Annotated in this window: 8 protein-coding genes; 1 reads left to right on the top strand and 7 read right to left on the bottom strand. The window is 61.5% G+C overall.

Features of this window, described 5'->3' with window-relative positions; genetic code table 11:
• The 5 genes from hisH to hisD all read right to left on the bottom strand — a co-directional run.
• A partial coding sequence (gene hisH, locus ACR0P8_RS07310; protein WP_432624457.1) for an imidazole glycerol phosphate synthase subunit HisH occupies positions 1–639 on the bottom strand: 639 nt, incomplete at its 3' end.
• Between the two features lie 56 nt (positions 640–695).
• On the bottom strand, positions 696–1,472 hold the full coding sequence (locus ACR0P8_RS07305) for a hypothetical protein (protein ID WP_217062850.1): 777 nt from the start codon (positions 1,470–1,472) through the stop codon (positions 696–698).
• Positions 1,472–2,071 carry an imidazoleglycerol-phosphate dehydratase HisB gene (hisB, locus tag ACR0P8_RS07300; RefSeq protein ID WP_026646224.1) on the bottom strand — a complete coding sequence of 200 codons (600 nt, stop codon included), beginning with the start codon at positions 2,069–2,071 and terminating at the stop codon, positions 1,472–1,474. Before hisB ends, ACR0P8_RS07305 begins: the two co-directional genes overlap by 1 nt.
• Before the next feature lie 50 nt (positions 2,072–2,121).
• Positions 2,122–3,306, bottom strand: a complete 1,185-nt coding sequence (locus ACR0P8_RS07295) for a histidinol-phosphate transaminase (protein WP_432624456.1) — start codon at positions 3,304–3,306, stop codon at positions 2,122–2,124.
• A complete protein-coding gene (gene hisD, locus ACR0P8_RS07290; RefSeq protein WP_432624458.1) occupies positions 3,303–4,685 on the bottom strand; it encodes a histidinol dehydrogenase in 1,383 nt (460 codons plus the stop codon). The genes ACR0P8_RS07295 and hisD overlap by 4 nt, the downstream gene beginning before the upstream one ends.
• 268 nt (positions 4,686–4,953) lie before the next feature.
• On the opposite strand from hisD, the gene ACR0P8_RS07285 reads away from it, so the two are divergent.
• The gene (locus tag ACR0P8_RS07285) at positions 4,954–6,360 is read left to right on the top strand and encodes an MFS transporter (protein WP_432624455.1); all 1,407 of its coding nucleotides are present in this window, start codon (positions 4,954–4,956) and stop codon (positions 6,358–6,360) included.
• 116 nt (positions 6,361–6,476) lie between these two features.
• On the opposite strand, the gene dnaE is transcribed toward ACR0P8_RS07285, so the two are convergent.
• Complete coding sequence (gene dnaE / locus ACR0P8_RS07280) at positions 6,477–10,067, bottom strand: DNA polymerase III subunit alpha (RefSeq protein WP_432624454.1); 3,591 nt, start codon at positions 10,065–10,067, stop codon at positions 6,477–6,479.
• A 62-nt stretch (positions 10,068–10,129) separates the two neighbouring features.
• A partial coding sequence (locus tag ACR0P8_RS07275; RefSeq protein WP_432624453.1) for an RluA family pseudouridine synthase occupies positions 10,130–10,691 on the bottom strand: 562 nt, incomplete at its 5' end.

The following is a 10,691-nucleotide window of genomic DNA, read 5'->3' as shown; positions in this document are numbered from 1 at the left end:
CGCGACCCAGTTGCGCAGCAGCTGGGCTCCGGCTTCTGCGGATTTCTCCGGATGGAACTGCGTGGCGAACAGCGGGCCGCGTTCGTATGCGGCGACGAAACGGCTGCGTCCGTACGTGCACCACGTCACATGCTCCTGCGCATCGCCGAAATCGATCTGATCGGCGGACATGTCGGCGGGAGCGGCGTGCATCGCGGCGAAGGAATGCACGAAGTAGAACCGCTCATTCTCCACGCCTTTGAGCAGCACGGAGCCTTCCGGCGCCTCAACGGTGTCCCAACCCATATGCGGCACCACGTCGGCGTCGAGCAGTTCGACACTGCCCTTGACCAGGCCAAGGCCGGGTGTGCCGTCGCCATACTCCATGCCACGTTCGAACATGATCTGCTCGCCGACGCACACGCCCAGCACCGGGCGTCCGGCACGCAGACGATCCTTGATGACCGTGTCTCCCCCGACCTTCTTCAGCCCCTCCATGCAGGCTCCAAACGCGCCGACGCCCGGCACCACAAGCCCGTCGGCCTCCAACGCCTGATGATGGTCGGATGTGAGGGTCACATCAAGACCGAGATTGGCCAACGCGCGCACCATGGAACGCACATTGCCGAAACCGTAATCGAACACCACCACGGAAGTCATGGGAGTCCTCCTTCTTGTATGTTCGCCGAAGCACGGTGACGGCCACGGCGAAAAGCTTATTCGATGCGCGACGATCCGCGTCCGAATTTCGTATGCTCGGCCAAGATCCGCATGGCATCGTCGCGGCTCAGGCTCGCGGAATCGACGATTTCGGTTCCGGATGCGCGCACGCCCTCCATATCGGTGATGCCAAGCATGAGGTCTTCGACGAACGATGCGACGGATGCAAACAGCACCGGCGGGGCGAAGGCCTGTCCGGCCTTGCCCTGCATGTACATGGTCGCCTCAAGCTTGTCCGCTCGATTGACCGCAAGAATCGCCGGCATGCCGGAGACCACGATGGTCAGATCCTTGATGGCCGATTCCGGTCCGTCGCCGTCGAGGTTGCGCAATACTGCGACCGCGCCTTGCGGCGAACCGACGCATTGTGCGGAGATGTCGGACAACTGGCAGAAGGCAGCGAGCAGTTGGGCTGACGTGACCCGGGTGATGATCACCGCGGATTTCGCACGGTTACCCAGAAGTCCCTGCAGCTCGTCGTCGAACGAAAGCGACGTCTCAGCCTCGGAAAGCACCGCGTCGGCCTCCCGTGCCTCGTCCGAATCGACCGAAGTGGCCGAAGTGTCGGAATCCGAAACATCGGGCGTATCCTGCGTTTCGGACTTGTCGCCGTCCCGTTTGGCCGCCTCCTCGTCCTGGAACTCCTTTTCAAAACCGGCCATGGCCGCTTCCAGCTCTTCCTCGCTGAAATGCATGCCATCATCGCCGGCTTCGCCGAAGCCGTTCGTGGAATCGTCCGGAAAATCGTCCAAATCGTCCTTGTCGTCGGACATCACAGGGCGCCCTTCGTGCTCGGAATGCCATCGACGCGCGGATCCGGTTCGATGGCGAAGCGCAGCGCACGCGCCAAAGCCTTGAACTCGGCTTCGGCGATATGGTGCGGGTCACGACCGGAAATCACGTGCAGATGCAGGCAGATGCCTGCGTGCATGGCGATGGATTCCATGACGTGCCGAACGAGCGATCCGGTGAAATGCCCGCCGATCATGCAATATTCGAAACCTTCCGGTTCGCCGGTGCACACGCAGTACGGACGTCCGGAGATGTCCACGACGGCCTTGGCCAGCGCCTCGTCAAGCGGCACGGTGGCGTCGGCGAAACGGCGAATGCCGCGCTTGTCTCCGAGAGCTTGCTTCAACGCCTCGCCGAACACGATGGCGATGTCCTCCACGGTGTGGTGCGCGTCGATGTCGGTGTCTCCGGTGGCCTTGATTCTCAGGTCGATCAGCGAATGCTTGCCGAGCGCCGTCATCATATGGTTGTAGAAGGGCACGGACGTGTCGATGTCGGTTTTGCCCGTGCCGTCGAGGTTGAGGCTCAGCTCCACCTTGGATTCGCTGGTTTCACGAACGATGGTTGCTGTGCGTGCCATGATTGCGACTCCTTTTCACGATGATTGCGATTCTGTTGCGTCGGCTTGTCTCAGCCTTTTTCCACGATACGCAGCGTTTCGACGAGCGCCTCGCGGAATCGCGCCATCTCCTCGTCGGTGCCCATGCACACGCGCATCCAGCCTTCAGGGCCAACCACGCGGATGAGCACGCCCCGCTTGAGCAGTTCGTCGAAGATGCGGTCGCGGTCGTCGAAGTGGCCGCCGAAGAGAATGAAGTTCGATTGCGTTTCGGCCACTTCTAGCGGCTGGCCTTTGTAGGTCTGCTGCTTGAGCCAGGCTGCGGTGGCGTTGCGGGTCTCGCGCAGATGGTTCACGCGGCTCAGCTGCTCGTCGGTGTGTTCGAACGCCGCGAGGGCGGCGGCCTGGGTGACCGCGGACAGGTGGTACGGCATGCGGACGATGCGCACGCAGTCGATGATGCCCTTGCTGGCGGCCAGATAGCCGACGCGCGCTCCGGCGAAGGCGAAGGCCTTGCTCATGGTGCGGCTCACGGCGAGGTTCTCGTATTCGTCGATGAGCTCCAGCGCGGTGGGTGTGCCCGGATCGCGGAATTCGATATAAGCCTCGTCCACCACGACCACCGGATGCACGCCTTCGGCCGCGCCTGCCACTTCGGCGGTTCGGGCGGCCTCCAGCACCCGTTTAAGGTCCTCGGGCTTGAGTGGGGTGCCGGTCGGGTTGTTCGGGCTGGTGAGCACGATCATGGCCGGCTTGACCTCTTCGATGGCCTTGATGGTGGCGTCCACGTCAAGGGTGAAGTCGGCGTTGCGGTGCGCGAGCTTCCATGTGGTGAACGTGTCGCGCGCATACTCCGGATACATGGAGTACGTCGGATCGCAGCCGAGGGCGGTTCGTCCCGGACCGCCGAATGCCTGGAACAGCTGCAACATGATCTCGTTGGAGCCGTTGGCGCCCCACAGCTGGTCGACATCCAGTTTCACGCCGGATTCGCGTTCCAGATACCGCGAGAACGCTTTGCGCAGCTCTATGTGTTCGCGGTCCGGATACCGGTTGAGCGTCGGGGCGATCTCCTTGACGCGCTGGGCGATGGTTTCCACCACCGCAGGTTCCGGCGCGTACGGATTCTCGTTGACGTTGAGGCATACCGGCACGTCGAGCTGCGGCGCACCGTACGGCTCCTCGCCGATCAAATCGTTGCGAAGCGGCAGATAGGCCGGAATCGCGTTGCTTTCAGCTGCGGAAGTTGCGCTCATCGAAGACCGGCCTTCTCTTCCTGTTCCTTGATGGTCGCCTTGTCGTACGGATCGTCGATGAAGCGGCTCAGCACGCATTCGCCGTGTGCCGGCAGATCTTCGGAGACGGCGAAGGCGTTCACGCGGGCGACGAGCGTCTTCAGGCCCTGCTCGTCGTATTCGATGACTTCGACGGGCTTCATGAAGGTGTGCACGCCGAGGCCGGCGGCGAAACGGGCGGTGCCGGAGGTCGGCAGCACGTGGTTGGAGCCGGACATGTAATCGCCCAGCGGAACCGGGGAATACGGGCCGCGGAAGATGGCGCCCGCGTTGCGGATCTTGGCGATCACCGCGTCCGGATCGGCGGTCTGCACTTCGAGGTGTTCGGCGGCGTACGCGTTGGCCGCGTCGATGGACTGCTCGATGCCGTCCGTGAGGATGATGCCGGACTGACGGCCGCGCAGCGACGTGTTGACGCGCTCGGCATGCTCGGTGCGCGGCACGCGGTATCGGAGGCTTTCCTGGACCTTGTCGGCAAGCTCCTCGCTGTCGGTGATGAGCACGGAACCGGCGAGCTCGTCATGCTCGGCCTGGCCGATCAGATCGGCGGCGAGCCAGCTCGGGTTGGCGCCCTTGTCGGCGATGATGGCGATTTCGGTCGGGCCGGCGACCGCGTCGATGCCGACGATGCCGGACACCATGCGCTTGGCGGTGGCGACGAAGATGTTGCCCGGGCCGGTGATCTTGTCGACCGGATCGCACAGGATCTCGCCGTCCTGTGGTTCGGAGCCCTTGGCACCGTAAGCGAACATGGCGATGGCCTGCGCACCGCCGACCGCGTACACCTCGTCCACACCGAGGATGGCGCAGGTGGCGAGGATGGTCTTGTCCGGCAGACCGTCGGAGTTGCTGCGGCTCGGCGGGGTCGCGATGGCCAGGGATTCGACGCCCGCGGCCTGGGCCGGCACCACGTTCATGATGACGGAACTCGGGTAGACGGCCTTGCCGCCAGGCACGTACAATCCGACGCGCTGCACCGGAATCCAGCGCTCGGCGACGCGTGCGCCTTCGGCCAGATCAGTGTGGAACGGCGCGGGCACCTGGGATGCGGAGACGGCGCGGCAGCGACGCACGGATTCCTCGATGGCGGCGCGCACTTCCGGATCAAGCTCGTCGAGCGCGGCCTTCATGGCTTCGGCCGGCACACGCAGGTTCTCAGGGCGAATATGGTCGAACTTCTCCGCGAAATCACGCAGGGCCGCAGCGCCGCGGGCCTTCACGTCGTCAAGGATCGGCTGCACGAGTTCGGTGGCCTCGTTGGTGCCCATCTCAGCGCGGGGCATGGCTTCCAGCATTTCGGCTCGGGTCAGCTTCTTGCCTCGCAGGTCAATGATTCGCATATAGTTTTCTTCGCTCATAACGCACCATGGTAACAACGTCAAGTCACGAGAACGCCCTGACGTCTCACATTCAACCGCATTGTGAGACGCTGCGGGATATCAAGGGTTTCACACGCGGCATCACGCGGCGGCGAGCGCCCACACCCTCCTTCCATCCGCGGCCCGAAGATAGGGTGTCCGCGCCTCGATGTGTTACATGACATCCGTTACATGACGGTGTTAGGTTGCTGCCAATCAGGCAACCACGATGGCCAAGGAGGACACCGCCATGTCACAGCAATCGCCGGAAATTCCAAAGACAGCAGCAAAACCGAAATTCTTCTACGGATGGTGGATAGTAATCGGCGGTTTTCTGATGATGGCCACCTGTTATACGACGTTCGTCAACTGTTCGTCGCTGTTCCAGGCGCACATTGTCTCGGACCTGCACATGACCATCGGCCAGTACAACACCGGCACTTCGCTCGCATCTTTGATTTCAATCGTCGCCACATTGTTCATGGGAACCCTGATCGACAAGCTGGGCGCACGCCAGATCGCGTCCTGTCTGGTGATACTTTCCGCAGTGCTGCTGTTCGGCTATTCCGCGGCCACCGCTCCCTGGCATATCTACCTGCTCGCCGCGGTCTCCGGCACGCTGATCACATCCGGCGTACGTCTGTTCATCTCCGTGGTGGTGACCAACTGGTTCAATCTCAAGCGTGGACTCGCCGTTTCCGCGGCGCTGTGCGGTTCCGGTTTCGGAGGCATGATCCTCTCCCCCGTGGCCAGCACCATCATCGCCAACTACGGTTGGCGCACCGCCTACGTGGCGCTCGGCGTCATCTGCCTGGTGGCGGCGCTGCCGATTCCGGTGATCTTCTTCCGCACCAAGCCGAGCGAGAAGGGACTGCTGCCGCTGGGCGCCGAACTGAGCGACGAGGAGATCAAGGAGGCCGAACGCAAAAGCGGCCATTCGCTGTCCGAGGTGAACGTCGCGGTCGGCTGGAAGGTGCTGCGCAGGCACGCCGGCTTCTGGCTGCTGGTGTTGGGATTCTTGTTCGTCGGTGTCATCAACGGCGCGGTCTCCGTAAACATGGTGTCCAACATGACGTCCGTCAACAACAACGGCACCGAGGTGGTGACGGGAGGCCACAGCGTGGTGTGGGCCGGAACCATCATGTCGTTGTACATGGGCGTCGTACTGGTGGCAAAGGTGGCTCTTGGCTGGATTTTCGACCGTTTCGGCATGTACGGCGGCGTGCTCGTCGGATCCTCGTCCTGCTTGCTCGCCTGCCTGTTCCTGTGTTTCCCGACCACGGATTGGGGCCCGATTCTCGCCGCGGTTTTCTACGGCATCGGAACCTGTACCGCCACGATTGGCCCGTCGATCATGATCACGCACGAATACGGCCGCCGAGACGTCGGCAAGCTGACCGGTTTCGCGGTGTCCGCCACCGCGCTTGGCGGCATCATCGGCGCGATTGTGTCCGGTCTTGCGTTCGACAAGGCTTTGTCATTCACGCCAGCTTGGATCATCGGCATCGTCTGTTCGGTGCTGATGGCGGTGTCGTTGTCCGCTTCCGCGGCCATGTCCAAGAACGTGGTGGCCAAGTGCATTGCCGACGGCGCTCCGAAGATTGACGCCGAAGGCAACATCATCGAAGAAAATCAGGCGGAAGAGCAGTCGGTCTGATTGCAGTATCGTGCGCGATCGTGAGATATGGAACGGGCCGTGGAAATCCATCGATTCCGGATTTCCACGGCCCGTTTCGTCACTTTGCCACTGCTTTCCGCTGAGCGTCCGGCTGGTCAGGACAGCGGCAACGAGCTGGGGCCGAACAGGATCTTGATTTCGGCGAACAGGGACGTGTCACGCCTAACGCGGAAGCGGTCTCCGAACGTCAGCACCTTGGCATTGCCCTTGTCATCCATCAGCGCCAGTTTCACCTCGCATGGTCCGGGATGGCTGGCCAGAATCTCGCCCAAACGCCGCGCATGCGACTGGTCAAGCGCAATCGGCGGCAGAACGATCGTCAGCGGACGTTCATCCTGTGCCTCCAGTGTCGGCACGGTGAATTCGGTGGCGCGCATGCTCACCGTCTCGTCGCGTTTCTCCACCTGGCCGCGTATCTGTACCACGGTATCGACTGCCAGTTCGGGCGCCGCGGCCTCATACACTTTGCCAAAGAACATGCATTGGATGGAGCTTTCCAGATCCTCGACGGTGACGATTGCCCAGGGGTTTCCTTTCTTCGACACACGTCGGTCCACGTTCGTGATGAGTCCCGCGATCGTCACCTGCTGTCCATCCGGCATGCTTCCCGCACGGTCGATCAGATGCGCGATGGACATTTCGCGCAACGACACCAGCACCGACTGCATGCCGCTCAACGGATGGTCGGATACATACAGACCAAGCATCTCGCGTTCGAAGTTCAGTTTGGTCTTCTTATCCCACTCCTCCACATCGGGCACCTGGACCATGGCGTCGCCCATCGCGGAATCGTCCTCGCTGGAATCGTCCAAGTCCGCGAACAGGTCGAACTGGCCTTCCGCCTGCTTGCGTTTCAGCCCGACCACGGAATTGATGGCCGTCTCATGGATGGTGAACAGGGCCCTGCGGTTCGGATCGATCGAATCGAACGCGCCCGCCTTGATCAACGATTCCACCAGACGCCGGTTCAGCGCCTCCAATGGCACGCGCTTGATGAAGTCGGTGAAGTTCACATACTTGCCGTGGCCGTTCTCACGTTCCGCGATGATCGCATCCACGGCGTTCTTGCCGACGTTGCGGATTGCACCGAGGCCGAATCGAACGACATCGCCGACGGCCGAATATTCGTACACCGATTCGTTCACGTCCGGCGACAGCACCTGGATGCCCATACGCCGTGCCTCGCCCAGATACAACGCGGTCTTGTCCTTGTTCGTGCTGGCGCCCTGCAGCAGGGCGGCCATGAACTCCACCGGGTAGTGGGTCTTCAGATATGCGGTCCAGTAGGAAATCAAGCCGTATGCGGCGGAATGCGCCTTGTTGAACGCGTAACCGGAGAACGGCACGAGGATGTCCCACACGGCCTGCGCGGCCTCTTTGGAATACCCGTGCTCCCTCATGCCGGCGAAGAACGGGATCTGCTCCTTGGCCAGCACTTCCGGCTTCTTCTTGCCCATCGCTCGACGCAGCACGTCGGCCTTGCCCAGCGAATAGCCTGCGAGGATTCGTGCTGCGGACTGCACCTGCTCCTGATAGACGATCAGACCGTAGGTCTCGTCCAGCACCTCCTTGAGCGGCTCGGCCACTTCGGGGTGAATTGGCGTGATCTCCTGCAAGCCGTTCTTGCGCTTCGCATAGTTGGTGTGCGAGTCCATATCCATCGGGCCTGGACGGTATAGCGCGATCAGTGCGGAGATGTCGTTGAAGTTGTTCGGCTTCAATGTTTTCAGTAGCGAGCGCATGCCGTCGGAATCGAGCTGGAACACGCCGAGCGTGTCGCCTCGGGACAGCAGGTCGTAGGTGGCGCGGTCGTCCAGCGGGATCTTCGTGTGGTCGATGCGTTCCTTGCCGTTGGCCTCGATGTTGTTCAGGGTGTCTCGGATCACCGTCAAGTTGGACAGGCCAAGGAAATCCATTTTGACCAGGCCAAGCGTTTCGCACGTGTGGTATTCGAGCGTGGTGGTGATGGTGCCGTCGGTACGCTCCAGCAGCGGCGACGTGTTGGTGATCGGCTCGCTACCCATGATGGTGGCGCAGGCGTGCACACCAGTCTGCCGGATCAGGCCTTCGATGCCCATCGCCTCGTCCGTGATGCGTTTGGCATCCGGGTCGGAGCCGTACAGTTCACGGAATTCGCGCGCCTCGGCATATCGTTTCGCGCTCGGGTCGAAGATGTCGTGCAGCGGAATGTCCTTGCCGCCGGTCTGCGCGGGCGGCAGCGCCTTGGTGATCTTCTCGCCCACCGAGAAGTCGTATCCCATGATGCGGGCGGAATCCTTCAGCGCCTGCTTGGTTTTGATGGTGCCGTAAATCACGCACTGCGCCACTTTGTCGCGTCCGTATTTCTCGCCCACATAATCGAGCACACGGCCACGTCCGTCCGGATCGAAATCGACATCGATATCAGGCAGAGAGACACGTTCCGGGTTGAGGAATCGTTCGAAGATCAGACCATGTTTGAGCGGGTCGAGTTCGGTGATGCCCATGGCATACGCCACCATGGCACCTGCGGCGGATCCACGGCCGGGTCCCACCATCACGCCGTGCGCCTTCGCCCAGTTGATGTAGTCGGCGACGACGAGGAAGTAGCCGCAGAACTGCATCTGGCAGATCACGCCGCATTCGTAGTCGGCCTGACGCAGCACTTCGATCGGTGGATGACCGTCGTAACGTCGTTCCAGGCCTTCCTCGACCTTCTTGAGGAACAGGGACGTCTCATCCCATCCTTCCGGGCAATCGAAACGTGGCATGAACGCGCCGTCCTCATGGTCGTCGAACATGACGTTGCAGCGTTCGGCGATCTCCAACGTGTTGTCGCACGCTTCGGGAAGGTCCTTGAACAGTTCGCGCATCTCCTCGGCGGACTTCAGGTAGTAGCCGGTGCCGTCGAACTTGAATCGTCCTGGCTCATCCAACTTGGAACCAGAGTTGATGCACAGCATGGCGTCCTGCGCGCCCGCGTCCTCGGCACGCGTGTAATGCGAGTCGTTGGTGGCGAGCAGCGGTGCATTGAGCTTTTTGGCGATGTCGAGCAGGCCGTCGGTCACCTGCTTTTCGATCTTCAGACCATGGTCCATGAACTCGATGTAGAAGTTGTCACGGCCGAAAATATCTTGGAATTCGCCTGCGGCCCGCAACGCGTCATCGAACTGTCCCAGACGCAGACGCGTCTGGATGATGCCCGACGGACAACCGGATGAGGCGATGACGCCTTTCGAATATTTGGCGAGAACCTCCTTATCCATACGAGGGTAACGCATGACTCGTCCCTCGAGATTCGCGTCGGTGGAGGCCTTCATGAGATTCACCAGGCCTTCGTCATTCTCCGCCCACATGGTCATATGGGTGATGACGCCACCGCCCGACACGTCATCCGGGTTACGACGCCGGTGCAACGGGTCGAGATCAGGATTCCAGTTGGTGTCCCAGCTCACACGGGTGGGGTCCTGACGTGCGGTTTCCGGCGTCACGTAGGCTTCTATGCCGATGATGGGCTTGATTCCCGCGTTGACCGCGTCGCTCCACATCTCGTAGGCGCCATGCATGTTGCCGTGGTCGGTGATGCCGATGGCCGGCATGCCCAATTCCTTGGCACGCTTGACCAGGTCCGGTATTTTCGACGCTCCATCAAGCAGCGAATAATGCGTATGGTTGTGCAGTTGCACGAAATTTCCGGAAGTAGCCATGCGTTCCAATCTACCTGCGATTGGTGACGTAGACCCTCATTCCGTGCCGTACGGCCACGTAACTATTGCGGCTGGTCGGCGTGCCGTGCACGCATCACGTCGAGCGCGTGCTGCAAATCGGCCGGATAATGCGATTTGACCGTGGTCCACACATGTGTTCGCGGATGACGGAACTCAAGCTGCATGGAATGCAGCCACTGACGATCAAGTCCGAGCGTCTCGCTCAACTGCGGATTCGCGCCGTACATGGCGTCCCCGGCCAATGGATGCCCGATGGATGAGAAATGCACGCGAATCTGATGGGTACGCCCCGTCTCCAGATTCACGGACACGAGCGTGGCTTCGCCGAAACGCTCCATCACGTCCCAATGCGTGATGGCCTCCTTGCCGGCCGGCGTCACGCAGAAACGGAAGTCGGAGACTTTGGCACGCCCGATCGGCGCCTCGATCGTGGCCTTGTCCTCCTTGAGGTTGCCCTGCACAAGCGCATGATACGTTTTGACGACCTCATGCTCGGAGAACTGCCGACGCATCTCCACGTACGCCAAATCGGACTTGCATACGAGCATCAGACCCGACGTGCCCACGTCAAGCCTTGACACGATGCCCTGGCGTCCCGCGGCG

Origin of the sequence: Bifidobacterium sp. (genome assembly GCF_050874245.1) — a bacterium.
GTDB lineage: Bacteria > Actinomycetota > Actinomycetes > Actinomycetales > Bifidobacteriaceae > Bifidobacterium.
The sequence above is the reverse complement of the archived record's forward strand: the minus strand, read 5'-3'. Positions and strand labels throughout refer to the sequence as shown.

What these genes read in the sequence shown, in the direction of transcription:
- ACR0P8_RS07305 (WP_217062850.1), bottom strand. Translation starts at nt 1,472, where the DNA reads ATGTCCGACGACAAGGACGATTTGGACGATTTTCCGGACGATTCCACG.
- hisB (WP_026646224.1), bottom strand. Translation starts at nt 2,071, where the DNA reads ATGGCACGCACAGCAACCATCGTTCGTGAAACCAGCGAATCCAAGGTG.
- ACR0P8_RS07295 (WP_432624456.1), bottom strand. Translation starts at nt 3,306, where the DNA reads ATGAGCGCAACTTCCGCAGCTGAAAGCAACGCGATTCCGGCCTATCTG.
- hisD (WP_432624458.1), bottom strand. Translation starts at nt 4,685, where the DNA reads ATGCGAATCATTGACCTGCGAGGCAAGAAGCTGACCCGAGCCGAAATG.
- ACR0P8_RS07285 (WP_432624455.1), top strand. Translation starts at nt 4,954, where the DNA reads ATGTCACAGCAATCGCCGGAAATTCCAAAGACAGCAGCAAAACCGAAA.
- dnaE (WP_432624454.1), bottom strand. Translation starts at nt 10,067, where the DNA reads ATGGCTACTTCCGGAAATTTCGTGCAACTGCACAACCATACGCATTAT.